The sequence below is a fragment of the Rossellomorea sp. NS-SX7 genome (assembly GCF_052828565.1).
This window is the reverse complement of sequence record NZ_CM128249.1, coordinates 2,264,148-2,287,667: the sequence shown is the minus strand read 5'-3', so window position 1 is coordinate 2,287,667 and position 23,520 is coordinate 2,264,148. Positions and strand designations below refer to the sequence as shown.

The window sequence follows — 23,520 nt, the reverse complement described above, 5'->3', positions numbered from 1 at the left end:
CATGTGCGGAAACCTGCAAAAAACATGCAGTTATGAGAAAATCAAGCCCCTTTTCAATCATAATATGACGTTGATGTTTGGCGGATTTGGAGGAGTAGGTTCACCCCCGACTATCATTAAGAGCATCCTGGATTGGGGGATAAAAGATCTGACGATCATCGGCAACGATACCGGTTTCCCCCACATAGGGATTGGACAGCTGGTTGCTGATAACAGGGTGAAAAAAGTGATAGCCTCTCATATCGGATCGAATCCGGTTGCAGGCAGCTTAATGAGTGAAGGAAAGCTTGAAGTGGAATTTTCTCCACAGGGAATTCTTGCGGAAAGGATCAGGGCCGGCGGTGTGGGGCTGAAAGGAATCATTACCGAGATAGGTATAGATGACCCTTACTTGAATAAGGGGAAGAAAATAATCGAAATCGAAGGGAAAACATATATGTTTGAGTCTGCATTGACTTCTCAAATAGGAATCGTTTTTGCCAAGAAAGCTGATCCTTTCGGGAACCTTGTCTATGACAAAAGTGCCAGAAATACAAATCCTTTGGTGGCAATGGCTTCTGATATCACCATTGTGGAGGCTGAAGAAATCGTGGAGGCCGGAGATCTGGATCCTGAAGAGGTGGTGACCTCAGGGGTATTCGTTGATCATATTGTACCTTCTAAAGGAGTCGACTGGAAATGGATATGGGAATAAAGAATAGACTGGCAAAGCGAGCTGCCCAGGAAGTAAAGGAAGGGATGATCGTCAATCTTGGAATAGGCATCCCTTCACTTGTACCCAACCATCTCCCTACAGGGTATGGGGTCATTTTTCATTCTGAAAATGGAATTGTAGGTATAGGGGCAGCTCCTTCCAGGGGTCTGGAAGATGGAAATCTGTGCAATGCAGGCGGGTTCCCTGTCTCGTTGATTACAGGGGGGTGTTATACAGACAGCGCCGCAGCGTTCGCGATGATCCGAAGGGGGAAAATCGATTTAACCATACTTGGTTCCTTGCAAGTAAGTGAAAAGGGAGACCTGGCAAATTGGATCATCCCCGGCAAAAAAGTCCCTGGTATGGGAGGAGCCACGGAGCTTGCTTCCAAAGCGAAAAAAGTAATCGTCTTAATGACCCACTTGGATAAGTATCATCATAGTAAATTAGTCAAAGAGTGTACGCTGCCCTTAACGGCAAAACAATGTGTCTCCATGATCATCACAGATCGTGGAGTGTTCACCATCGAACATGGACGATTGACATTGATAGAAATATTCCAGCCGTACACTTTAAGGCAAATAAAAGATTCGACGGAAGCAGATTTTATCATAAGCCCCCACATGATTTATTCCTATTAGGGATGGAGAGGAGAGGGATCAGGGTTGAAAGATGTCCATCGTCTCATAAAAAATATAGTAAATGAAAAAAAGAAAAGTACAGTGGAACTTCTGCAAAAACTGGTTCAAGAAGACAGTACAAGGGGAAATGAAAACAAGGCACAGGCGATCATTATCGAGAAATGCAGGGAATTGGGATTGAAACTTGATATATGGGAAGTTCAGACGCACGAATTGAAAAAGCATCCTTTTTATCGCTGTGACCGTTATGACTTTAAAGGAAACCCTAACGTGGCAGCTTTATTGAAGGGAAAAGGGGGCGGGAAGAGCCTGATCTTAAATGGTCACATCGATGTCGTTCCCGAAGGCGACGCGGCGGATTGGAGAGATGACCCCTACAGCGGGATTGTATCCGAGGGGAAATTATATGGACGCGGCTCAACAGATATGAAAGGAGGAACGGCAGCACTTTTATTAGCAATAGAAGTGATACGGGACTTACAGATCCCTTTGAAGGGGGACCTCATTTTTCAGAGTGTAATAGAAGAAGAGAGCGGCGGCACCGGCACTCTTTCAGCATTGCTTCGAGGATATAAAGCGGACGGGGCCATCATACCCGAGCCGACAAATATGAAGATTTTCCCGAAACAGCAAGGCTCTATGTGGTTCAGGCTTGCTGTGAAAGGGAAAGCGGCCCATGGTGGTACCAGATATGAAGGAATCAACGCGATTGAAAAAGGCTTCACCGTCATTTCAGCACTGAAGAAACTGGAGCAAGAGAGGAACAGTAGAGTAAATGATCCTCTATATGAAAACGTGCCGATACCCTTACCGATCAATATAGGGAAGATCGAAAGTGGAAAATGGCCATCTTCTGTACCGGATTTAGCCGTGATCGAAGGAAGAGTGGGGGTTGCGCCATGGGAGTCGATGGAACGGGTTGAACACGAAGTTGAACAATGCCTTGCCAGGCTCGGGGGAGATGACCCTTGGCTTCAAGATCATCCGGTAGAAATAGAGTGGTTTGGCGGCAGATGGCAGCCGAGTGACTTATCCCCTGATCATCCTATTATGAATCATCTAAAGAACTGCTTTGAAAAGGTGATGACTTCTGCACCCGTAATCGAAGCTTCCCCATGGGGGACAGATGGTGGAATTCTTTCTCAAGGTGGAGGAATCCCTGTCGTCGTATTTGGTCCGGGTACAACGGAAGCTGCTCATGACGCGAATGAATTCATCGAATTGGAAAGAGTATTTCAAACTGCAGAAATACTTGCTTTATTCATTATAGATTGGTGTAACAGCGAAGCATAATGCGATACCCATTTACCGAATATCAGGGTAGTCAGCCCGGGTATGCTGGAACAGCCATGGTCAAAGATTGGTTGTTCTTTTTTGGGATGTTTGTTTCATAACCTCCTATTCCAAGTCATATGCTGATAAAAAAGGGTGTTTGATATGCAGAAGTATGAAACGATCAAACAATCAACATTCTCTGCATCCGTTTACAGGGATGGGGTAAACAAGAGGATTCGGGTGGATGATGTTCGCGGAAATCTACCATCCCTATTAACACACTTAGAAACTGAAAGTGGTTTTGATCAGTGTGAAAAACTGATCATTAAAGCAAGGGAATATCAATTTAAAATTCTATTAGAAATGGGATATGTTCACGAAGGTGAGGTCACCCATTACTTTAACGGGGACACCGCCCATTTCATGTCAAAATTCATGAAGGATGAACGGCGTGCAAGCAGCTATTGGTGTGATGAGGATGCCATTCTTTCTTCCGTTCAAAAGCTGAGAAGGCAGCCCCATGAAAAGATCGCAGAACAATCCATCCAGTTGGCGGAGGCCGGCCATGCAGAAGAATTAGCCCATTTATACCAAAAGGTATTCCAGCTTTATCCGGTACCTTTGCACGATCCAGAATATATAAGGGATGCAATGAATAAAGGGACAATCTTTGTATGCATCAGGGAAGACGATCAGGTGATCAGTGCAGCATCTGCAGAAGTGGATTCTCAATATAAGAATGCTGAAATTACTGACTGCGCCACCCTCCCTCACTATAGGAAAGGCGGTTTCATGAAGAATCTGATTGCCAAACTGGAAGATGAATTACGGTCTCGGGAAATCTATTGTGCCTACACGATAGCAAGAGCCCTCTCTTATGGGATGAATGCAGCCTTTCATCAACTGGGATATCGGTATAGGGGAAGGCTAGCCAACAATTGTTATATCTACGACAAAATGGAAGATATGAATATATGGGAAAAGGATCTGTGGCAATGAACAGAAACAAGAGACGAATCATAGTCTGACGGAAAGTGCCGATCATCATATGGATCTTAGGGTGAAACTTTAAGAGGGATGGTGGATGATTTGAGGATGAATCTGTATAAACCAAAGAGACACTGGAAAGACATAGAGCTTTGGAAAGATGTCACTGATGAACAATGGAATAACTGGCTATGGCAGCTGACCAATACGATAAGGACACTCGAAGACTTGAAAAAAGTGGTGAACCTTACTCCGGAAGAGGAAGAAGGGGTCAGGATTTCAACAAAGACAATCCCTTTAAATATTACGCCTTATTATGCATGGTTAATGAATGAAGATGATCCAAGGTGTCCAATCAGAATGCAATCGGTACCGATCGGGAAAGAAATTAACAAAACAAAATACGACTTAGAAGATCCGTTACATGAGGATGAGGACTCCCCTGTACCGGGCTTGACACACAGATACCCTGATCGAGTGCTGTTTCTGGTCACCAACCAATGTTCCATGTACTGCCGTTATTGTACAAGAAGACGATTCTCCGGCCAAATAGGCATGGGCGTACCGAAAAAACAGCTGGATGCAGCAATTCAATATATTCGTGAGACGCCGGCTGTAAGGGATGTTCTATTGTCCGGGGGAGACGGGTTATTGATCAATGATCAGATACTGGAATACATCTTAAAGAATCTCAGGGACATTCCACATGTGGAAATCATCCGGATCGGTACCAGGGCTCCCGTGGTGTTTCCGCAGCGAATCACAGAAAACCTCTGCAGCATCCTTAAGAAGTATCACCCTGTATGGCTGAATACACATTTCAATACGTCGATCGAAATCACTAAAGAATCCAAAAAGGCATGTGAAATGCTTGCTGATGCAGGGGTACCGGTAGGCAACCAGGCCGTCATCTTAGCCGGGATCAACGACAGCACCCCGATTATGAAGAAGCTGATGCATGATCTTGTCAAGATTCGGGTGCGGCCATACTATATTTATCAATGTGACTTATCGGAAGGGATCGGTCATTTCAGGGCGCCTGTAGCGAAAGGGCTCGAAATCATGGAAGGATTAAGAGGGCATACTTCAGGATATGCAGTGCCGACATTCGTGTTGGATGCACCAGGCGGAGGAGGGAAAATCTCGCTTCAGCCGAATTACCTTATCTCACAAAGTGCATCAAAAGTGGTTGTCCGTAACTTTGAAGGGGTGATTTCGACGTACCCTGAACCTCAAGGATATGTACCTGGCAAAGCTGATGATTATTTTAAAGAAATCTATCATGATGAAGAAATCAAAGATACAACCATCGGTATAGCGGGACTGATGAATGATACACACGCTTCTTTAACACCTAGTGGATTAAAAAGATTGGAACGGAGAAAGAAATACGAAGAAGATCCAGCCCATAATTCACTGAAGGACTTCAGGGACAAACGGGACCAGCTGAAAGAGAAGAAACATAAAGCAATGCTTGCAAAGATGAATGATGGTAAAAAGGAAGAATCGATCGATGGAAAATAAGCACAGATGTGAATGGTGCAGTGAATATGACGCCACAGCGGCAAAAGGAAATGTGTATTGGGAGCTGCCTGATGGGACGAGGGCCATTACAATAGCTGATGTCCCGGGTATCAAGTGCAGAACATGCGGAATGGAATATCAGGAGGAGCATGTCATCAATGAAATAGAGGATCAATTAATGTTGATTGATACAAAAAGGCTTTCAAATACAGTTACGTACGAAGAACTCATGAAGATTCCAAGGTTATTGAAGAAAAATTATTTTCGTTTTTGATAATCGGTATCCTTTACGGATGCTCCATCATCCGCTATCCTTTAGAAAAGAAATGTTCAAAAAGGATAGGTGTTTGGATGAGAAAGTCATTTTATCATTATTTAATGAAATATAGGCAGCCTGCAGCAAAAGATGATTTAACGAAGTTTGCAAACGCAGCTTATGATGATCACAGCTTCCCGAAACAATCCAAGGTTTATGATGAAATCAGTTCATACCTCGAGATGAATGGCTCTTATTTAGACAGTATGTCCATCTTCGATCGGGCCTGGGATCAATATTTAATAGAAGAAAAAGGATAATGAATAAAGACTGACTGATGTGAAGCTTTCAACTGAAGTCAGTCTTTTTATATAATAATCGGTATGTTAAATGGAGTAAACATCTTCAGCCAGAGCTGGGTATGAGTATAGATTTCATTGTAGAGCGGAGAAACCGAATTCTTGTATCCCGTTATAGCGATTTTTGCATATTATATAAAAAAGGCGATTAAGGGTGAGGGGAGAATGAAGAATCGAAAAGAGCCTAGATTCAGGGTAGGGGAAACAGTGGTCGTTACCATCTACGGGACAGTTGGTAAAATTACAAATATCAAAAAGCTCGATGGCGAATTCCTATATGAAGTAAACGAAAGTGAAGGATTATTTAAAGAGAAGGCACTTGAACTGCTTGAATCGTATGACGGATATATTTTCGAACAAGAACAAATCGATATTGAATATAAATTCCTATTTGGGGATCTTGTCATTGTCAAAGGTTACGAAGAGGACTTATTTAAAGTAGTCGGATTCAGAACGGAAATCTGGCGTTATAAGGACGATGCATGGGAAGATGTAATATATGAGCTGATGAGGGTCACAGACGGGGAATGGCTGGAGGCAGATGAAGATGAAATCACTCTCGTAGCCGATGAAGAGCAGGCAGAGGCGTTTATTAAGAAATACGGATTTGTGTTTCCGCAAAAAAAGGATGCAAAGACAAAACTCCTTAAGTCACCCTCACATAAGATAAGCTGGGTAGACCAGCTGCTCGATTACTATAATGACTATAAAGCTCTTTATCTTTTCTTTCACGATAACATATATAAAAAGAAGATGGAGCATGTACTTGAACAATTAAAAAATCATGCGAATTCACATTCAGCCGTTAAAGAGAAGGAATGATCCACATAATATATAAAAATAGCGGAACACTTATCAGTAAGAAAGAAATCAATATTGTACGAAGGATCCAATGCATGAAGGCTGCAATTTTCCCTTCACCGTTTTCTAAGTCTTTTAAAGTGGATTGGCCTTTTTTAATAAACGTCAACATATAATCTCTCCTCTAATCTTAATGATAAAGTGTATGCTTGTCCTAAATCTCTTATGAAAACTTTTTTTCTGCTGGCATAACTAAGCTGCCGGTATCATAAATTGAGAATCAAAGGGGGCGATCAAATGCGGGAGATAGAAGTCTTTATCGACACGGAAGAAATTGCCGAATTCTTCATGAAAGAACTTGTGCAAAGAGGCTATGTACCTTCTGAAGATGAACTGGAAGAACTTGCAGACATAACCTTCGAGTATCTGATTGCCAAGTGCATCATCGACGAGGAATGGGAAGAGGACGTATAAATCAAATCAAAGGTCCGTCCCTCAGCGCAATGCAATATGCTGAGGGACGGACCTTTTTTGCTTTCATCAAATTTTTGAAACCATGGGAGCCATCAAACCGTATATATAGTCAGTGCTGATATAGAAAGTTGAATATGGAGGTAGCAGGTATGCTAAAGAAAATATTGAAGAGTCTGTTAGGTTCTCATTCAAAACCCCGTTACTACAGCTCGAGTAATTCGTGGGGGAAGCACAAAAAGAATAAACATTATGGTCATCACTATTATAAGAAAAAATATAAGAGCAAAAGTTTCTTTTCAAGCTTTTTCAGCAGCTAGGCTTTCGTGATGATACAATCCATGTTTCGAAGGTTCATTGACAACTTTGAAATAGAATGGAAGAAGGGCGTGATTGTCCATCAACATCAAATCATTGATTGTATAGGGAAGGGAAGCTATGGCACTGCTTACTCGGTTCGGCATATTAAAACAGGAAAGGAAGCCGTACTGAAAAGAGTCCGGCCCTATAAGAAATTGTTTTCCGACTACAGAGGATATGTCGATAACGAAACAGCGGTCTTGAAAGAACTGCATCATCCCCATTTTCCAGAAGTATTCCATATTGGATTTCACCAAAAGACTCCTTATTTCATTATGGGAAAAATGGGGGGCAAAACGTTTGAAGATTTAATTTTTGCAGAAGGAAAAACCTATTCAGAAGAAGAATCTTTAGAAATAGGTATCAAATTAGTGAATTTGATCATCGATATCCATCATAATGGGTATGTGCACAGGGATCTGCGAATCCCGAATATATTGTGGGATAACGGGGAAATAAATATCATCGATTTCGGGCTTGCTTGTAAGATTGTGATGGAGTCTGAAAGAGAACCCCTGAATCATAAAGATTATATGAGGGAAAAGACTGCAAGAAGCGATTTATATGCATTGGGACATTTTCTGTTGTTCCTGCTTTATTCTTCTTATGAGCCCGTTGAACGAAATGAAAAAAGCTGGGAGGAAGAATTGGAGATCAGTCTGGAAACCAGTGTCCTGATTAAAAGGCTGCTCAGGAATGACACTCCATTTGAAAATGCGGAAGAAGTGCGTGATGAATTACTGAAATTAAGGTATTCGAAATAACAGATGAAACCGGAGGGAATCACATGTCATTTTTTAACAAAGTGTTTGCGTCGATTGGAATTGGCGCTGCAACAGTCGATACAAAATTGGAAAAATCAAGCTTTCAAGCAGGAGAAACAGCCAAGGGTGTTGTGGAAATCACTGGTGGAAGTACATCCCAAACGATCGATTCGATATACTTGACTCTTTACACTACTTATATTCGTGAGTCAGACGACAAGAAGTATACTGATTATGCACCCATTCAAAAAGTACAAATTTCAGAACCATTCACAATCGGTGAAAATGAAAAGAAAGAGTTCCCTTTTTCATTCACCATTCCTTATGAAACACCGATTACGTACGGTAATACAAGGGTGTGGGTCGCTACCGGTCTGGATATTAAAAACGCGGTAGATCCAAAAGACAAAGATTATATTGAAATTCTCCCCAATCATTTAATCAATGCCGTTCTTCAATCAGTTCAAGATTTGGGATTCAGAATCCGAAAAGTCGAGTGTGAACAGGCTCCCCGTCGTTTCAGAGGGCGCTATCCATTCATACAGGAGTTTGAATTCGTCCCTGTGAATGGACAATACCAACGATCACTGGATGAAATCGAATTGATGTTCATTAATCAATCCGAGGAACAGGCGGAAGTTCTGATTGAAGTGGATCGGAGAGCGAGGGGGCTGGGTGGATTTCTTGCGGAAGCACTTGAAATGGATGAGTCCATGGTGGAAATGACAATCCGTTCATCCGATCTTCCACAGCTGCCTTCAAGGTTGAAGGAAACCATCGAGAAGTTCGTTTAAACGATTTCGACAAAGGTTCCTATTTTTTGCTGAAGGATTCGACAAACCCTTTGTTTAATACTATGAGTACAACTTAATCGGAGGGGTGCTCATGCTTTTACTTGAAAAAATCAAACGACCAAGGATGCTGAGGTCCAGTTATGACATTACCGTCTTTCAAACTCCAAAATACGGACAAGAAAAAGGGTACCAGGAGGTATATCGAATCACAATAGAAGCGAATAATCATGAAGAGGCCCTTTATGAAACATTCAGGATTTTTAATGTTCCCGATCTGATGCCGGATGACTACAATGGCCGGTATATCGCCACCCGTGATATCATTTTTATTGATGAAGGCAGAAGAGGTCATTTTTACTACCGATTACAGCCGAATGGATGGAAAAGGGTAAATAGAATCCTCATTCACTAAAGACTAAATACTAAAGAAAGGAAAGACTCCATGAAGAACAGGGAATCTTTCCTTTTGTTATGATCAGATGTGGTGGCCGGGACCGTTTTTCCTATTTACAGTTGAATCTTCTTTAGCATGGGCATTGTGTTCTGCCTCGATTGCTTCTTTAGGTATATGATTATTTTTCTTAGGCGAATTTATTCTGTTTCTATGCTTTTTACCCAAAATGTCTCCTCCTCATCATTTAAGATTTTAGTCTTTCGGTCCTTGAAGAGTTAGGTTGAGTCCTAGAGCGGGTAGAAGGGTTTGTTTCATTCGCATGCTGGACAGCCTGCTGAAGTTTTTTACTCATTTTTTCTTTTGTCATGACCATACATACCTCCTTCTGTTTATAGTCTTACCAGTTCATGAGTTACTATCCGTGAACTTACGTATCGTTGCATATGCTTTTAAAAAGGATTACAATAGTACTTCAGGCAGTCTAAGATAGGAGGAATTGTAAGATGAGCGTACATATTAATGCAAAAGAAAATGAAATTGCAGAAACGGTGTTACTCCCTGGAGATCCGTTACGCGCAAAATATATAGCAGAAACATTTTTGGAGAACCCTGTATGTTATAACGAAGTGCGTAATATGTTTGGATATACGGGAACGTATAAAGGAAAAAGAATCAGTGTACAGGGGACGGGCATGGGGGTACCATCCATTTCAATCTACATTAACGAATTGATGCAAAGCTACAATGTCCAGAACTTGATCCGTGTGGGAACTTGCGGTGCAATCCAAAAGGATGTCAAGGTACGCGACGTTATCCTGGCAATGACTTCATCCACTGATTCGCAAATGAACCGTTTGACTTTCAATGGGATCGATTATGCCCCTACAGCTAATTTTGATTTATTGAAGCGTGCTTATGACAGTGGTGTCGAAAAAGGTCTGAGCCTTAAAGTCGGAAATGTCTTTACAGCGGATATGTTCTACAACGATAATGCTGAACATGAAAAATGGGCGCAATACGGGATCCTTGCCATTGAAATGGAAACTTCGGCCCTTTACACATTAGCTTCAAAATATGGACGGAACGCACTTTCTGTATTGACTGTAAGCGACCATATTCTAACAGGTGAAGAGACTTCAGCCGAAGAGCGCCAAACTACATTCAACGAGATGATTGAAGTGGCTCTGGAAGCAGCAATCAAGGAATAATTTAAAAAGATAACGCTTACGTAAAACTGCTTACTGAATAGTAAGCAGTTTTATTATGGCTTGAGTCCGTCTTACAGTAGATTATACTGATTACATAATAAAGAATTCATGTTAATATTGAGGATGGAACATTACAGAGAAACTAGGTGAAAGTATGAAAAAGGTCATCCTGGTTATTGCCGGCTCCCTTGTTATGTTATCAGGGTGTCAGCAAGCACAAGAATGGTCAGAGAACTTATTGGGTAAAAAACAGACGGAAGAAACACAAGAAAAGGAAGAAGACACCAATCAAGGGGTAACGGAATCACCTGCGGAACCACAAGAGGAAGATACAAATGAACAAATACCAGCAGAAGAAACTGTTCCTCCTGAATTGCAATTGGAATCACAATTCTTCAATCATGTGAAGGAAGTGAACGGCAAGCAGGTCATCCAGAATCCTGCCAATATCCTTGCGCTTGTGAATAAAGAATTTGCGCTGGGTGAGTATAAACCGAAAGATCTAGTACGTCCAAAAGTTCCTTTCGTATTTGGGAACCAGGAACTTGAAAAAGCATATATCCGTGAAGAAGCCGCAAAGGCGTTGGAGCAGATGTTTGCAGAGGCGGAATCACAGCAAATCTTCCTTACAGCTATTTCAGGTTATCGTTCATATGAATATCAAGAAATGCTGTTGAATCGTGAAATCGAGCAGTTTGGTAAAGAAAAAGCCGTTATGGCTGTTGCACCGCCTGGGCAAAGTGAGCATCAGTCGGGACTTGCAATCGATATTTCAAGTAAAAGTAATGAATTCCAAGTGAATATTGAATTCGGTCAAACGAAAGAAGGTAAATGGCTAGCTGAAAATGCTTATAAGTACGGTTTCATCCTGCGTTATCCTGAGGATAAAGTGGATATAACCAAGTACCAATATGAGCCATGGCATTTCAGATACGTTGGACCCCAAGCAGCCAAGGTCATACATGAAAATGACTGGACCTTGGAAGAATATTTCCAGAATGTGAAAAAAATCTAATGACAGTAGGCAGGATGCATAACTAAGCATCCTGCCTTTATTTGTTTGTAATAACTTTATTATGTTAATTAGAGGATTGGAGTGAATATTTGGAAGCAAACTGCAGACATTAATCTAAAGACCAGGTTAAAGGGGGGATACATGCATGTCTCCGATAAAGATCATACCAAAAAAGAAAAAAAATCCTAAGTATAAAAGGGAAGAACCGATTGCAGTCGATGATTATATGAGTGATGAGGAATTTCAATCCATAGATCGAGTTCTGGATAAAAATGTAACTTATCTAAAGAGTAAACTGGGAGAGAGTGGAGATATCATCATAAGGAACATCCAGCCCCATCCTCGACTTAAAATGGTCGTTATTTATATTGATGGGTTATCAGGGGCACAGCAAATCCAGGACAGTGTCATTAAGTCGGTGATGGAATGGTCTGAAAAGTATATAGAAGAAGAGCATCACAGTGACTTCATCTCAATATTGGGTGACTCCATCATGACGATAGGAGATATAGGTTATTGTGAACAATTCAGTGAATTGTTTTCTGCGATTCTCTCAGGAGACTCCGCCATTCTTGTTGATGGGTATAAACGTGCTGTCATAGCAAAAACCAAAGATCCTAATAAAAGAGATGTAACCGAACCGAAGACGCAAAGTGTTGTTCGGGGACCGCAGGAAGGCTTCACTGAAGATATCAGGACGAATACGAGTCTTATCAGAAGAAAGATTAAGAGCGTTGATGTAAGAGTTGAATGCAATCTGATCGGAAGGTTCACTCAGACTGACGTCAGTATTATGTATGTCAAAGGAATCGCAAGTGAAGATATTATAGGCGAAGTAAGAAGAAGATTAAGTGAAATTGATATTGATGGGATATTGGAAAGCGCATACATCGAAGAACTCATACAAGACAGTACACTGTCTCCTTTTCCTACAATTTTTAATTCTGAACGGCCTGATGTGATAGCTGCCGGTCTACTGGAAGGGAGAGTGGCGATATTAGTGGACGGGACCCCTTTTGTGTTGTTGGTTCCAGTTGTTTTTCCGCAATTCTTCCAATCAGCAGAGGATTACTACCAGCGCTCTGATTTTGGGATCATAAGATTACTTCGTTATGTGGCTTTCTTTTTTGCTTTATTGAGCCCTTCTTTATTCATTGCGATTAAAACGTTTCACCAGGAATTGATTCCTACACCCTTGATGATCACACTGGCGGCACAAAGGGAAGGAGTCCCTTTTCCAGCCTTCGTGGAAGCATTGATCATGGAAGTAACATTTGAAATCCTTAGAGAAGCTGGTATCCGGATGCCTAAAGCGGTAGGACAGGCGATATCGATCGTGGGGGCTTTGGTTATTGGACAGGCAGCGGTGGAAGCGGGTTTTGTCACTCCTGCAATGGTCATTGTTGTTGCCATAACCGCCATTTCAACTTTCGTCTTTCCTGCGTACAATCTTGCCATTGCAGTGCGTGGACTGAGATTTGTATTTATGACGCTCGCTGCAACGTTTGGTTTATTCGGTGTCACGGTAGGATTGTTCATTATGGTCATACATCTTTGCAGTCTGCGGTCATTCGGAATCCCGTATATGTCTCCGATTGCCCCATATAATCAGTCAGATCAAAGGGATTCCATCTTCCATTTGCCGTTAAAATGGCTGAAGACAAGGCCAAGGCTGATCAATCAGACAAATCTGACAAGACAGCAAACAATAAAAAAATCTCCTGATGAGTAAGAGGACCAGAGAGGTGAAATGATGAAGATACTCAAAGTTTCCATAATCTTATTATTGGTCCTGAATCTAGTGACCGGTTGCTGGAATAGACGAGAGCTTAGTGAATTGGTCATCGCCTTAGCGATTGGATTGGATAAAACGGATGATGGCTATCGGTTCACCGTGCAGTTGATCAACCCTACCGTTTCTTCAGAAGCCACTAAAAAGGGTGCTGTCGGTTCAACGGTCCGTACGATTTCATCGGAAGGGAAGACATTATTTTCAGCATGGAGAAAGTTGACCAAGGCAACACCGAGAAAAACGTATTTTGCACATGTTCAGCTCTTGGTCCTGCAGGAAGGGGTTGTGAAAGAGGACATATCGAAGTTTTTAGATCCTTTAATAAGAGACCATGATTTTAGAACAGATTTCAACGTGCTGATTTCAAAAGAAAACAGTGCAAAAGAGGTCATGACTACGCTCACCTATCTTGAACCGATTCCTGCGCTGGCACTGAAATCCATGCTTGCTGCCTCAAACGAGAATCTCGGAACCACTACCGTTTATGAATTCGATGAGATTTTGGAAGATCTCAAAACCAAGGGAAAGGAACTAGTCATTTCAGGAGTCAGTGTGCTGGGGGATGCAGAGGAAGGCTCACAGGTCCCAAATACAGAAACATCAGATCCCAAAACGTACCTGAAGCTTGATAATCTGGCAGTTTTTAAAGAAAGCAGAATCATGGGATGGTTCAACGAGAACCAAAGTAAAGGGTACAACTATTCACAGGGCAGGATGAAAAGTACATCAGAACTTTTGTCATGCCCCATGAACAAAGAAGGAAACCTTACTGTGGAAATTATCAGAACAAATGCCAATATGACGGCCAAATTGATCAACGGTCAACCGAAAATCAAGATTGATGTAGAAGCAGAGGGGAATCTTGTGGATGTGGAGTGCAAACTTGATCCCTCGGATTTAAAGATTTTAGAAGAGATTGAGAAAGATTTAGCCAAGAAGATAAAGTCGGAAATCAAAGATACTATCACCGTCTCACAAGAGGAATTTAAATCAGATACTCTTGGTTTCGGCAGTGTCGTTCATCGAAAAGAACCAGCTTACTGGCGGGAAAATAAAGAGAGATGGGCAGATTTGTTTCCTGAAATCCAATATGAAATAAAGGTATCTGCAAAAGTTAGAAACACAGGTTCACTCGGGAAGTCACTTAGTGAAAATGGGGGCTGATTATGGTCAATTTACTTATAATCCTCGTTATATCGATATTGATGTTCTTGGTTGATTTCCGGGAATTAAAGAAAAGCCGTAAAGAGTTAATTGTCTATTCCGGGATTCTCGCATTCGGTATTGCCCTCTTTGCTGCCGATGCTTTCAAGTTTGAAATCCCGAATCCATTGAATGCTGTCATCTTCCTGTTCAAACCGATGACACAATGGATTAACAGTTTGTTTAAATAGGACTAGGAGAGATAATATGGATCGCAGCACGATAGAAAAGATATCATCAAAACAATTCAGACTATTAGTCCTTTTCTTTTCCATTGGCAGTTCCATTCTGTTAGTCCCTCCGGCTTTGATCCAGGCGAGTAAGCATGACGGGTGGATATCAGGTCTCGTCGGGATGGCCATTGGGGCGGGTATCATGCTGCTATACATGAGCATGATGAAAGTTTGTCCTGATGACACGTTGTTCTCGATCTTCGAAAAATCATATGGAAAGATCATCGGAAAGACGGTTTCTCTCTTCTATTCTTTTTTCATCTTCTTTCTAACATGTGAAGTGGTTAGTAATATGGGAGATTTTATGACCACACAGATCATGATCGAAACACCAAAGATGTATATTCATTTATTATTTCTGGTGCCGATCCTTTACGGGGTCTCAAAAGGTCTTGAGGTGATCGGAAGGTCTGCGCAAGTGATTTATCCTACCTTTCTGATATTATTGGTGTTTTTAATCCTTTTCTTGATTCCGGAAGGGGAATTTAGAAATATAGAGCCTGTACTAGGGGAAGGGGTAAAACCTGTTTTGAGTGGTTCATTTTCCATATTGACTGTACCGTATTTGGAATTGTTCATCCTTATGATGATCGCCCCACATGTAAATGAAAGAAAGGAAGTCGGAAGAGCCTTTTTTATAGGCGGTTTATTGGGAGGATTCATCCTGGTATTCATCACCTTTCTGACCCTTATCGTAATGGGGTATTCTTTTTCTTCACTGGTACAATTCCCGACTTATGTACTGGCAAAGAAGATAAACATTGCTGACTTTTTACAGAGGGTGGAAGTGGTAGCTGCAGCGGTGTGGATCATCAGTTTGTTTTTTAAGGTGGCAATCTGCTTTTATGCTACAGTCATTGGGTTGAGTGAAGTATTCGCTCTCAAAAATAAAAAGATACTCCTTTATCCAGTGGGGGTGAGTGTGTTGTATTTTTCAGTTTACATCTATCCCAATACAGCCTTTTTTTCAATGTTTGTCACTGAGGTAATCCTTTCATATTCCCTTCTATTCGGGCTGGTCATTCCTTTATGCACTCTTATAATTATCAAGTTGAAGAATAAAAAGGATGCGATTGCAAGTAAAGGGGTTGAAGGAAATGCAAACTGAGAAACAATTCATATCATCTGGACAGCTCCAGATCCTCGTCATCCTGTTTACGTGCGGCAGTTCCATATTGTTGATTCCGCCTGCGTTAATTCAGGCCAAGAATGATGGCTGGATTTCAGGGATCATCGGCTTGATGTTTGGCATCTTGATCGTGCTGCTTTACATAAAGTTGTCAAAAGTGATTGTTAACAAAACCATTTATGAGGCAAATGAACAAATATTTACGAAATGGCTGGGTAAGTTTGTGAATATCCTATACTTCCTATTCTTCTTTTTCCTCAGTGCACAAGTCCTTAGCAATATGGGCGATTTCGTTACACAATCAATCATGATCGAAACCCCGAAAGAATATATTCATCTGCTGTTTCTTTTGCCAATCGTTTACGGAGTGAAACAGGGGCTGGAAGTCATATCAAGATTAGCAGAAATCGTATTTCCTACATTTATCTTACTTTTTGTACTATTTGCTTTGTTACTGCTCCCGGATATAGAGCTGTCCCATTTTGAGCCAATTGGGGAGTCCGGGATCAAGAACATTCTTCACTATTCACTGCCGTTCCTTTCATTGCCCTTTTTGGAGTTTATTGCATTTCTCATCCTCATTCCTCATGTGAATACTGAAGTCAATGTGACTAAGATGATGATCAGAGGTTCTATGATAGGCGGGGGATTATTAGTTGTTTTGACGATTTGGGTCATTGGTGTTCTGGGAGTCCAGGTAGCTTCCATGTATGCGTACCCTACATTTTTATTAGCAAAGCAAATCAATATTGCAGATTTTCTCCAGAGATTCGAGGTGCTCATAGCTGCAATATGGATCATCAGCCTGTTTGTTAAATTGCTTATTACCTACTATGTGAGCTGTGCCGGAATATGCTCTTTATTTTCAGTGAAAAACGTAAACCTTGTTGCTCTGCCGATGGGGATTATTTTATGGTATTTAGGCAATATCGTATATCCGAGCAGCGCATACTTTACTGAATTTATCAAAATATCATTGTCGTATAAATTAATATTCGGTATCGGAATGCCGCTATTGACTCTGATGGTCATAAAGGTCAGAAAGATGAAGTTTCCTGAGTCCTCCGGGTAAAATAGTAATACTTTTTTGTCACCTTCCCTCATAAACAATAATAAAAGAGTCTGTCCAAATGTTTTATTTATTGGGGGAATATTGATGTTCAAGGGATTCTTTATTCTGGTGATAGGAAGCATTCTGATAGGTATTGGGATCAATCTGTATTTTGTGCCGTATCATTTTCTCGATGGCGGCATGATTGGTATCGGGTTGATCTTTCATTATTGGTTCGGGTTCATGCCCGGGCTTACAATCATCCTGTTGAGCATACCATTATATGTGATTGCCTATTTTAAAGATCGAACCCTTTTTTATAACAGTATACACGGGCTATGGCTGTCCTCTTTTATGATCGACTTTTTTTATCAGTGGCATGATTTCTATGTTCTTCCTCCCTTGTTCAGCGCTCTCGTTGGCGGCACTTTGGTAGGGGTGGGGATTGGACTGATGTTAAGAAGCGATTCAGCGACAGGAGGTACAGATTTGCTTGCCCAGCTGATCAGTAAAAGCTTCGGTTTTAATGCCGGCAAGTTGATTTTCGTGATTGACAGCATCGTTTTGCTGATTGGCTGGTCCATTATAGGACTGGAATCATTTTTATATTCGTTATTCGCCATAAGTACTGTAGGTTTTTTTACGACGATTTTGACGCATCATAAGGATAGTGATGGATATTCCTTTCGCTAAGTGATAAAAGCTGATAGAATAAAGAAGTTATCGGATTGTCCGTAGTGGAGATTCATGATATTCTTAACGATAATTCTTCAGATACATAGCAATGAAAGTGGTGGAAGCCTTGGAACAGGATAAATCAACAGAACAGTCAGTCACTCAGGAAGAAAATCAATCAAGTTATCTGAAAATAAAAAAATTCAAATTTGTGATGCTTCTCTTTTTTCTAGTATTTGCTACCGCTGGAATTACGACCTTCGCATTGGCATTCGGGGATGAAAAGGCAGTAAATGTAGGTGTCACAGAACGATCGGAGTTTAATAAGCTTTATGAAGCTTACGATAAGTTAAATGAGAAATATTATAAAGATCTGGATAACGAAACACTGGTCAATGGAGCGATCAACGGCATGCTTGAAAGCGTGGGTGATCCTTACTCCGATTATATGAATCAGGATGAAGCTAAAAAATTCCAGGAAAGCATTTCTTCCTCATTTGAAGGAATCGGTGCAGAGATACAAGAAAAAGATGGATATATCTCGATTGTTTCCCCTATCAAAGGCTCTCCTGCTGAAAAAGCAGGTTTGCAGCCAAACGATAAAATCCTGAAAGTGGATGGGGAAAGTATCCAGGGTATGTCGGTTACGGACGCAGTCCTTTTGATCCGCGGTGAAAAAGGAACGAAGGTAACCTTGACGATTCAGCGCCCAGGTCAAGAAAAGTCGATGGAAGTCACCATTACAAGAGATGAGATTCCGATTGAAACCGTCTATGCTGAAATGAAGGACAATGGAGTCGCTGAGATCCAGATTACAAGCTTCTCTGAAAACACGTATAAAGAATTGGTCAAGGCTTTAAATGAGATGCAGGATAAGGGCATGAAAAAGCTCGTGCTGGATCTGAGGCAAAATCCGGGAGGGTTATTGGATCAGGCAATCAAGATTTCCAACCTTTTTGTACCTGAGGGAGAGGTGCTCTTCCAAGTTGAAGACCATAATGGAAAAGTAGAGAAATTTGTTTCTGAAGGCGGCCAGAAAGTAAATGTACCGACAGCGATCCTGGTTGATGAAGGCAGTGCAAGTGCTTCAGAAATTTTAGCTGCTGCAGTAAGTGAATCCAATAATATTCCTCTGGTCGGGACGAAAACCTTTGGGAAAGGGACCGTTCAAACCGCAGAAGATTTTGATGACGGTTCGAATATGAAATTTACTACAGCCAAATGGCTGACGCCAAATGGAAATTGGATTCATGAAAAAGGGATCACGCCGGATCATGAAGTGAAAATGCCTGACTACGCTCAGCTTCCCTTCATCAATCCAGATAAAGAGTTAAAAGAAAGTGATATGTCCGACAATGTGAAAGCTGCGGAACAAATGTTGGATGCCTTGGAACTGAATCCAGGAAACGTGGACGGCTATTTCGATGAAGATACGAAAAAAGCTGTACAGCAATTCCAGGAAAACAATAAGCTAGAAGCTACAGGTGTACTAAAAGGCGAGACAACGGTGAAATTGATGGATCAGCTCCGTCAGAAACTGAAAGATAACGATCCTCAATTCAAAAAAGCCGTTGAGGTATTAAAATAATACACTTTTGTAAAGACCTCGGGGATGTTCCCTGAGGTCTTTTTCATTTCCTCTTACTTACTTGTATAGAAGAAATGCATATGACCAACAATGATAGTAAAGTCAGAGGTGATAGTCGATGTTTAAAAAATGGTCAGCAATTACGCTTGTATTGGCCTTTACATTCATAATATATGTAGTGATGAATGATTCCTCCGCACCGCCTGAAATAACACAAATGCAAGAAGAAACAGGTGTGAAGAGTACAGATATCAATCAAGAAAGAACGGACTCCATCTTTCCATTAAGTGATAATGACAAAGGTAAGTCCATCAATGTACTCTTAGTTGGTTCAGATCAGAGAAAGAATGAAGCTGAGAGAGCAGATGTGTTAATGATTGCTCAGTATGTTCCCAATCATACGACGATCAAACTTATTTCCATCATGAGGGACACATATGTCGACATTCCCGGTTATGGGAAAAGCAAAATAAACCATGCCTATGCCTGGGGCGGGAACGATTTAGTGAAAAAGACGCTGCAGCAAAATTTTAATCTTGAGATACACCACACCGTCAACCTGAATTTCCAAGACTTCGTAAATATGATGGGTATCATCTTCCCTGAAGGTGTTCAGGTTACGATTAATGAAGGAATGATCAACCATTGGAAGTGGGTTAAAGATCCCGGCAAGCAATTGCTTAAGGGAGAAGAAATCTTGCAATATGTCCGATATAGAGGTGACATATCGAGTGATTTCGGAAGGGTGGAGCGCCAGCAGGAAATCATTGCCCTCGCTGAAAAAAATATCATGAATCAGATAAAATCTGGAAATGGCATCTCAACTGCTGTTGAATTGATTCGTGAAGGCTTTGAAAACGTTGAAACAACGTTTCGGATTGACCAGGTAATGAAACACGGGCTATCATTCATGTTTCATCCGATTGATAATGTAGAAACCATCCGTATACCTGTTGAAGGAAGTTACCAAAACGTATCAAAACCTGGGGCAGGAGAAGTGTTGGAGATGGATGAGCATGTAAACCTTAATGCATTGAATGAGTTCATTCGTTAATATGAATAAGTCTGCCAACTTCTTTATGAAGGGAAAAATTCCGATTTGTCTATATCCAGAAAGTGTTCAATGCGCTTCATTTTCCTAATGATCAATTGATATAAATATTTCTTATATTTATCGTCATCAGAATGATCATACTCATATTGAAGTATTTTCAGGTGCTCCAGGTGTTCCTGTAGAGTTCGTTCGTCACTGTCTGATCCTCCTGATTGTACTTTCCTCAGAATCACATCTACCAGTTTTTCATTGGTTGCTTCGATGGTCTTGGTCCCTTGGCGGACATAGATGGCCCCATATCGAAGCTCTCCTCTTGTCACAATAGAAGTATAGGGAACATATCTGGGATCATAATCGATGATCAGCACTTGAAATCGTTTCATGCTCAAAAGGGGATGGATGTTCTCGGTGAAGATAAAATCCTCTGTCCGATATCGCAAATATTTAGGAAGCATATGCTGAAGTTTATTATCTACATCAGCTTTATCCAGAAACTCTTCTTCAGATAATCCTTTCAACTCAATGGATCCATCATCATATTGCATCACCCCGATAATGATACAGCCTCCTCCTGAATTGGAAATGGCCAAAACATGCTTAGCAAGCTTGGAGACTTCGATCCAATCTGATTTGAAATCGACATAGTCAGTTTCTCCTGTATTATGAAGTAATAGATCTTTTAACGTTTCGTGGGAAGGATTCTTTAAAAAATCCCGCAGCTTTAACGGTACAATTTTTTCATAGAACAAAGAAAATCCCGCCCTTCTAATAGTGGTTAGTGTTTTCGGAACCAGCCATTATGTTCATCAGGTCCATTTCATATCATCCAGTAGAAACCGGCTTTCTTCTATTATATAACTTCCCTGGCAGCCCTTAGAACAATCAATGAAGGATTGGTATGTCATTGTATTTAGTTAAGGTTTTATATAGAATGAAGAAATGTAGATTGAAGTAAAGAGAGGTAAGGAACAACAGATGAAAAAAGATGTCTTTATATTATCCGGTTTTCTTGGAAGTGGAAAAACAACATTATTAAAAGAAGTACTTCACGCATTAAAAATGGAAAATAAAAAGCCGGCTGTTTTGATGAATGAACTTGGCAGCGTTTCGATCGACAGTGATGCAGTGGAAGAAGACACAGCAATGAGGGAACTGTTGGACGGATGTATATGTTGTACCATATCAGAAAAGCTGGAAGCGCAATTACAAGGGCTGTTAGTCACTGAACAATTTGATGTACTCATTATTGAAACAACAGGGGCGGCGCATCCGGTAGAAGTAGTGGATTCGATCCTTTCACCATTGTTTGCAGATAAATTCGAATTCAAGGGAATCATCACGGTAGTGGATGGTAAGCAGTGGAAGAGCCGATCGCAATTCAGTCCGTCAGTATTGCATCTGATGAGGGAACAGATCCGGCATGCTCAATTTATCATAGCGAATAAGGTAGATCTGCTGACTGAAATGGAGCAGGGGATGTTCATTTATGAATTACAGCAATTAAACGCGAATGCGAAAGTTTTTTTAACGAATTACGCAAAAGTACCGATGACTGATATTCTTTCATCATCAACAACGAGAATAGATATAAATGAATATGATAAAGCTTCGATAGGGCAGCACCTTGCTCTTCAGGCAGTGGTATATACGTTTAAAGGTGAGGTTGATGGTGAAGTCTTCGAAGAATGGGTGAAACAACAGGCTGACACGATTTACAGAATGAAAGGCTACATCCCGCTCAAAGGCAAAAAATATCCGACGATGTTTCAATATTCTTATGGAATGCCGCTTTTCATGCAGGCTGATATGAAATATAAGACTAACTTTGTCATAATCGGAGAAGGGCTACATAAAACAAATATTATACGATCACTTGAAGAAATCGATTATTTATAAGGACGCGGGGTGTGAGTATGGTATTTCTGCTCTTTAGTTTAGAACTGATTTTGTTTCTGGCCGGATTATACGGTTTATTCATTTATGAGACTACATTTCAATTGAGTATCTTTCTATCACTGCTTATCATCAGCATCGTATTATTTGCTTTGACGGTATACCGTTATCAAAGACAAAAAGGAAGGAAATCAACAAATGACTGCTGGGATTGCGGGATCTACATGCCTGATTGTCTGCCTTCTTCCGGTGTGGGTAAGAAATCCCTGGATTGTGATTCATTTGATTGCGGACCTGACTGCACTCCGTAGGAGGATTCTATGAAACTATTCATTAGCCTGTCTTTCATGCCATGTCATCGGATGCCCGAGCGCTCATTTGTTGCAGGGAATTATCAGTTCCCATTATGTTTCCGCTGTATGGGCATAGTGGCAGGAATGGTGATAGGCATCATTGTTAACTGGTTTTGTTTAATTTCTGTTTTCATCTTGGCAGGCGGGGGACTTTTGATGATCCCGATGATCATTGATGGATATACTCAAATGAAGAGATGGCGGTTGAGTAATAATTTTTTGCGTCTGACAACAGGCATAATGTTTGGATGGGGTCTGGCGACTGGAATCGTGTATTTCTCGCGCAAGTTAATCGATGTGATTTTAAGCTTGTGATTCCGGATCACTCCTGAGATGAAAAAAGGGGCTAACCTGAAATGGTTAACCCTTTTGCCTTACAAATTACTTTCACCAAATTTCTTGAATGTCATTTCATCTTCTACAAGTCCGCATGCAGCACATTGCACTTTCAGCCCTGGACCATTATAGGCGAGGTGAAAAGGATCAAGATTCCCTTCATCATACTGCTGGACAACTTGTCCTGATTGAGGATCCAATTTCACACTTTGTGGTACTTGTTGAATGATATTAAATCTTGTTCGGTTCGTCCTGCAATTCGGACAGCGATAGGGTGTAGTCATAACAATCACCTTTCCTTGTTTTTTTCTAGTATGCTCAGCTGAATAATAAATATGTGAAGGAGGATAATGGTGAGTACAAATACATATCAATTTCTGCTTGAAGAATATCGAACAATATGGAAAAATAGAATATTGCTTTCAGAGAATAGTTCTGCCGAAGAGATCCTAATGGAAACCATTAAGCGGGAGCTGCTTGACGAAAACAGTCATCCGCGCGCAAGAAAGCCAATTCACGATAAATATGTATCAGCCTCAAAGCGGATCATCCAGTCCGATTTATCTTCTGATACCAAAGTTGAATTGATCCGATTACATGTAGAGCTGCTTCAACAACTGAAGTAGCCGGGAATTAATACAACACATTGAATTCAGATTATTTTTAGTTC

General features: G+C 41.0%; 30 protein-coding genes. 26 read left to right on the top strand and 4 right to left on the bottom strand.

What is annotated here, in order from left to right:
* Position 1 precedes the first annotated feature (1 nt).
* The 8 genes from ACUXV2_RS11425 (at position 2) to ACUXV2_RS11390 (ending at position 6,558) form a co-directional block, all read left to right on the top strand.
* Entirely contained in the window at positions 2 to 694 is a 693-nt protein-coding gene (locus tag ACUXV2_RS11425; protein WP_446243334.1) for a 3-oxoacid CoA-transferase subunit A, read from the top strand.
* Positions 673 to 1,335: a 3-oxoacid CoA-transferase subunit B gene (locus ACUXV2_RS11420; protein WP_446247056.1), complete on the top strand. Its 663-nt coding sequence runs from the start codon at positions 673 to 675 to the stop codon at positions 1,333 to 1,335. Before ACUXV2_RS11425 ends, ACUXV2_RS11420 begins: the two co-directional genes overlap by 22 nt.
* Positions 1,336 to 1,359: 24 nt before the next feature.
* Entirely contained in the window at positions 1,360 to 2,628 is a 1,269-nt protein-coding gene (locus ACUXV2_RS11415) for a peptidase (protein WP_446243333.1), read from the top strand.
* Between the two features lie 144 nt (positions 2,629 to 2,772).
* Positions 2,773 to 3,609 (top strand): putative beta-lysine N-acetyltransferase, encoded by an 837-nt coding sequence (gene ablB, locus ACUXV2_RS11410; protein WP_446243332.1) that lies wholly within the window; start codon positions 2,773 to 2,775, stop codon positions 3,607 to 3,609.
* A gap of 96 nt (positions 3,610 to 3,705) precedes the next feature.
* Positions 3,706 to 5,121 (top strand): lysine 2,3-aminomutase, encoded by a 1,416-nt coding sequence (kamA, locus tag ACUXV2_RS11405; RefSeq protein ID WP_446243331.1) that lies wholly within the window; start codon positions 3,706 to 3,708, stop codon positions 5,119 to 5,121.
* Entirely contained in the window at positions 5,111 to 5,395 is a 285-nt protein-coding gene (locus ACUXV2_RS11400; protein ID WP_446243330.1) for a YokU family protein, read from the top strand. Before kamA ends, ACUXV2_RS11400 begins: the two co-directional genes overlap by 11 nt.
* A 77-nt stretch (positions 5,396 to 5,472) precedes the next feature.
* The gene (locus tag ACUXV2_RS11395) at positions 5,473 to 5,697 is read left to right on the top strand and encodes a YozE family protein (RefSeq protein ID WP_446243329.1); all 225 of its coding nucleotides are present in this window, start codon (positions 5,473 to 5,475) and stop codon (positions 5,695 to 5,697) included.
* Between the two features lie 204 nt (positions 5,698 to 5,901).
* The gene (locus tag ACUXV2_RS11390) at positions 5,902 to 6,558 is read left to right on the top strand and encodes a hypothetical protein (protein ID WP_446243328.1); all 657 of its coding nucleotides are present in this window, start codon (positions 5,902 to 5,904) and stop codon (positions 6,556 to 6,558) included.
* Here ACUXV2_RS11390 and ACUXV2_RS11385 read toward each other — a convergent pair.
* Positions 6,542 to 6,709, bottom strand: coding sequence for a hypothetical protein (locus tag ACUXV2_RS11385; RefSeq protein WP_446243327.1), 168 nt, complete (start codon positions 6,707 to 6,709; stop codon positions 6,542 to 6,544). The genes ACUXV2_RS11390 and ACUXV2_RS11385 overlap by 17 nt on opposite strands.
* Before the next feature lie 125 nt (positions 6,710 to 6,834).
* Here ACUXV2_RS11385 and ACUXV2_RS11380 point away from each other — a divergent pair, with 125 nt between their 5' ends.
* The 4 genes from ACUXV2_RS11380 to ACUXV2_RS11365 all read left to right on the top strand — a co-directional run bounded on the left by ACUXV2_RS11380 (position 6,835) and on the right by ACUXV2_RS11365 (position 9,338).
* Entirely contained in the window at positions 6,835 to 7,011 is a 177-nt protein-coding gene (locus ACUXV2_RS11380; protein WP_175991306.1) for a YozD family protein, read from the top strand.
* Positions 7,012 to 7,397: 386 nt separating this feature from the next.
* Positions 7,398 to 8,132 carry a serine/threonine protein kinase gene (locus tag ACUXV2_RS11375; RefSeq protein ID WP_446243326.1) on the top strand — a complete coding sequence of 245 codons (735 nt, stop codon included), beginning with the start codon at positions 7,398 to 7,400 and terminating at the stop codon, positions 8,130 to 8,132.
* Positions 8,133 to 8,155: 23 nt separating this feature from the next.
* Positions 8,156 to 8,926 carry a sporulation protein gene (locus tag ACUXV2_RS11370; RefSeq protein ID WP_446243325.1) on the top strand — a complete coding sequence of 257 codons (771 nt, stop codon included), beginning with the start codon at positions 8,156 to 8,158 and terminating at the stop codon, positions 8,924 to 8,926.
* A 91-nt stretch (positions 8,927 to 9,017) separates the two neighbouring features.
* On the top strand, positions 9,018 to 9,338 hold the full coding sequence (locus ACUXV2_RS11365) for a YodL domain-containing protein (RefSeq protein ID WP_446243324.1): 321 nt from the start codon (positions 9,018 to 9,020) through the stop codon (positions 9,336 to 9,338).
* A 63-nt stretch (positions 9,339 to 9,401) separates the two neighbouring features.
* Here the strand turns inward: ACUXV2_RS11365 and ACUXV2_RS11360 are convergent, their stop codons facing one another.
* The gene (locus tag ACUXV2_RS11360) at positions 9,402 to 9,545 is read right to left on the bottom strand and encodes a hypothetical protein (protein WP_446243323.1); all 144 of its coding nucleotides are present in this window, start codon (positions 9,543 to 9,545) and stop codon (positions 9,402 to 9,404) included.
* A gap of 278 nt (positions 9,546 to 9,823) precedes the next feature.
* Here ACUXV2_RS11360 and deoD point away from each other — a divergent pair, with 278 nt between their 5' ends.
* The 10 genes from deoD to ACUXV2_RS11310 all read left to right on the top strand — a co-directional run bounded on the left by deoD (position 9,824) and on the right by ACUXV2_RS11310 (position 20,268).
* Positions 9,824 to 10,528, top strand: coding sequence for a purine-nucleoside phosphorylase (gene deoD / locus ACUXV2_RS11355; protein ID WP_175991311.1), 705 nt, complete (start codon positions 9,824 to 9,826; stop codon positions 10,526 to 10,528).
* A gap of 154 nt (positions 10,529 to 10,682) precedes the next feature.
* Positions 10,683 to 11,543 (top strand): M15 family metallopeptidase, encoded by an 861-nt coding sequence (locus ACUXV2_RS11350; protein ID WP_446243322.1) that lies wholly within the window; start codon positions 10,683 to 10,685, stop codon positions 11,541 to 11,543.
* A gap of 145 nt (positions 11,544 to 11,688) precedes the next feature.
* A complete protein-coding gene (locus ACUXV2_RS11345; protein ID WP_446243321.1) occupies positions 11,689 to 13,275 on the top strand; it encodes a spore germination protein in 1,587 nt (528 codons plus the stop codon).
* Positions 13,276 to 13,296: 21 nt separating this feature from the next.
* Positions 13,297 to 14,499: a Ger(x)C family spore germination protein gene (locus ACUXV2_RS11340; RefSeq protein WP_446243320.1), complete on the top strand. Its 1,203-nt coding sequence runs from the start codon at positions 13,297 to 13,299 to the stop codon at positions 14,497 to 14,499.
* 2 nt (positions 14,500 to 14,501) lie between these two features.
* A complete protein-coding gene (locus tag ACUXV2_RS11335) occupies positions 14,502 to 14,729 on the top strand; it encodes a hypothetical protein (RefSeq protein WP_446243319.1) in 228 nt (75 codons plus the stop codon).
* 16 nt (positions 14,730 to 14,745) lie between these two features.
* Positions 14,746 to 15,879, top strand: a complete 1,134-nt coding sequence (locus tag ACUXV2_RS11330; RefSeq protein ID WP_446243318.1) for a GerAB/ArcD/ProY family transporter — start codon at positions 14,746 to 14,748, stop codon at positions 15,877 to 15,879.
* Positions 15,869 to 16,972: a GerAB/ArcD/ProY family transporter gene (locus ACUXV2_RS11325; RefSeq protein ID WP_446243317.1), complete on the top strand. Its 1,104-nt coding sequence runs from the start codon at positions 15,869 to 15,871 to the stop codon at positions 16,970 to 16,972. Before ACUXV2_RS11330 ends, ACUXV2_RS11325 begins: the two co-directional genes overlap by 11 nt.
* An 84-nt stretch (positions 16,973 to 17,056) precedes the next feature.
* The gene (locus tag ACUXV2_RS11320; protein ID WP_446243316.1) at positions 17,057 to 17,644 is read left to right on the top strand and encodes a YitT family protein; all 588 of its coding nucleotides are present in this window, start codon (positions 17,057 to 17,059) and stop codon (positions 17,642 to 17,644) included.
* A 109-nt stretch (positions 17,645 to 17,753) separates the two neighbouring features.
* Positions 17,754 to 19,214: a lmo1851 family serine protease gene (locus ACUXV2_RS11315; protein ID WP_446243315.1), complete on the top strand. Its 1,461-nt coding sequence runs from the start codon at positions 17,754 to 17,756 to the stop codon at positions 19,212 to 19,214.
* A gap of 118 nt (positions 19,215 to 19,332) precedes the next feature.
* On the top strand, positions 19,333 to 20,268 hold the full coding sequence (locus tag ACUXV2_RS11310; protein ID WP_446243314.1) for an LCP family protein: 936 nt from the start codon (positions 19,333 to 19,335) through the stop codon (positions 20,266 to 20,268).
* A 23-nt stretch (positions 20,269 to 20,291) separates the two neighbouring features.
* On the opposite strand, the gene ACUXV2_RS11305 is transcribed toward ACUXV2_RS11310, so the two are convergent.
* Entirely contained in the window at positions 20,292 to 21,017 is a 726-nt protein-coding gene (locus tag ACUXV2_RS11305) for an AlbA family DNA-binding domain-containing protein (RefSeq protein ID WP_446243313.1), read from the bottom strand.
* 226 nt (positions 21,018 to 21,243) lie between these two features.
* On the opposite strand from ACUXV2_RS11305, the gene ACUXV2_RS11300 reads away from it, so the two are divergent.
* From ACUXV2_RS11300 to ACUXV2_RS11290, 3 genes are read left to right on the top strand one after another with little or no spacing between them, the layout of a single operon-like run.
* On the top strand, positions 21,244 to 22,164 hold the full coding sequence (locus ACUXV2_RS11300; RefSeq protein ID WP_446243312.1) for a CobW family GTP-binding protein: 921 nt from the start codon (positions 21,244 to 21,246) through the stop codon (positions 22,162 to 22,164).
* 11 nt (positions 22,165 to 22,175) lie between these two features.
* Complete coding sequence (locus ACUXV2_RS11295) at positions 22,176 to 22,472, top strand: hypothetical protein (RefSeq protein WP_446243311.1); 297 nt, start codon at positions 22,176 to 22,178, stop codon at positions 22,470 to 22,472.
* 9 nt (positions 22,473 to 22,481) lie between these two features.
* A complete protein-coding gene (locus tag ACUXV2_RS11290; RefSeq protein WP_446243310.1) occupies positions 22,482 to 22,829 on the top strand; it encodes a DUF2085 domain-containing protein in 348 nt (115 codons plus the stop codon).
* Positions 22,830 to 22,888: 59 nt separating this feature from the next.
* Here the strand turns inward: ACUXV2_RS11290 and ACUXV2_RS11285 are convergent, their stop codons facing one another.
* A complete protein-coding gene (locus ACUXV2_RS11285) occupies positions 22,889 to 23,134 on the bottom strand; it encodes a DNA alkylation repair protein (protein WP_446243309.1) in 246 nt (81 codons plus the stop codon).
* Between the two features lie 69 nt (positions 23,135 to 23,203).
* Between ACUXV2_RS11285 and ACUXV2_RS11280 the strand changes: the two genes are divergently transcribed.
* A complete protein-coding gene (locus tag ACUXV2_RS11280) occupies positions 23,204 to 23,476 on the top strand; it encodes a hypothetical protein (RefSeq protein ID WP_446243308.1) in 273 nt (90 codons plus the stop codon).
* Positions 23,477 to 23,520: the final 44 nt, after the last annotated feature.

Bases quoted from the DNA above. Each gene is read 5' to 3' on its own strand.
- ACUXV2_RS11425 (WP_446243334.1), top strand. From the start codon at position 2: ATGTGCGGAAACCTGCAAAAAACATGCAGTTATGAGAAAATCAAGCCC.
- ablB (WP_446243332.1), top strand. From the start codon at position 2,773: ATGCAGAAGTATGAAACGATCAAACAATCAACATTCTCTGCATCCGTT.
- kamA (WP_446243331.1), top strand. From the start codon at position 3,706: ATGAATCTGTATAAACCAAAGAGACACTGGAAAGACATAGAGCTTTGG.
- ACUXV2_RS11400 (WP_446243330.1), top strand. From the start codon at position 5,111: ATGGAAAATAAGCACAGATGTGAATGGTGCAGTGAATATGACGCCACA.
- ACUXV2_RS11395 (WP_446243329.1), top strand. From the start codon at position 5,473: ATGAGAAAGTCATTTTATCATTATTTAATGAAATATAGGCAGCCTGCA.
- ACUXV2_RS11390 (WP_446243328.1), top strand. From the start codon at position 5,902: ATGAAGAATCGAAAAGAGCCTAGATTCAGGGTAGGGGAAACAGTGGTC.
- ACUXV2_RS11385 (WP_446243327.1), bottom strand. From the start codon at position 6,709: ATGTTGACGTTTATTAAAAAAGGCCAATCCACTTTAAAAGACTTAGAA.
- ACUXV2_RS11380 (WP_175991306.1), top strand. From the start codon at position 6,835: ATGCGGGAGATAGAAGTCTTTATCGACACGGAAGAAATTGCCGAATTC.
- ACUXV2_RS11370 (WP_446243325.1), top strand. From the start codon at position 8,156: ATGTCATTTTTTAACAAAGTGTTTGCGTCGATTGGAATTGGCGCTGCA.
- ACUXV2_RS11365 (WP_446243324.1), top strand. From the start codon at position 9,018: ATGCTTTTACTTGAAAAAATCAAACGACCAAGGATGCTGAGGTCCAGT.
- deoD (WP_175991311.1), top strand. From the start codon at position 9,824: ATGAGCGTACATATTAATGCAAAAGAAAATGAAATTGCAGAAACGGTG.
- ACUXV2_RS11350 (WP_446243322.1), top strand. From the start codon at position 10,683: ATGAAAAAGGTCATCCTGGTTATTGCCGGCTCCCTTGTTATGTTATCA.
- ACUXV2_RS11345 (WP_446243321.1), top strand. From the start codon at position 11,689: ATGTCTCCGATAAAGATCATACCAAAAAAGAAAAAAAATCCTAAGTAT.
- ACUXV2_RS11340 (WP_446243320.1), top strand. From the start codon at position 13,297: ATGAAGATACTCAAAGTTTCCATAATCTTATTATTGGTCCTGAATCTA.
- ACUXV2_RS11335 (WP_446243319.1), top strand. From the start codon at position 14,502: ATGGTCAATTTACTTATAATCCTCGTTATATCGATATTGATGTTCTTG.
- ACUXV2_RS11330 (WP_446243318.1), top strand. From the start codon at position 14,746: ATGGATCGCAGCACGATAGAAAAGATATCATCAAAACAATTCAGACTA.
- ACUXV2_RS11325 (WP_446243317.1), top strand. From the start codon at position 15,869: ATGCAAACTGAGAAACAATTCATATCATCTGGACAGCTCCAGATCCTC.
- ACUXV2_RS11320 (WP_446243316.1), top strand. From the start codon at position 17,057: ATGTTCAAGGGATTCTTTATTCTGGTGATAGGAAGCATTCTGATAGGT.
- ACUXV2_RS11310 (WP_446243314.1), top strand. From the start codon at position 19,333: ATGTTTAAAAAATGGTCAGCAATTACGCTTGTATTGGCCTTTACATTC.
- ACUXV2_RS11300 (WP_446243312.1), top strand. From the start codon at position 21,244: ATGAAAAAAGATGTCTTTATATTATCCGGTTTTCTTGGAAGTGGAAAA.
- ACUXV2_RS11290 (WP_446243310.1), top strand. From the start codon at position 22,482: ATGAAACTATTCATTAGCCTGTCTTTCATGCCATGTCATCGGATGCCC.
- ACUXV2_RS11285 (WP_446243309.1), bottom strand. From the start codon at position 23,134: ATGACTACACCCTATCGCTGTCCGAATTGCAGGACGAACCGAACAAGA.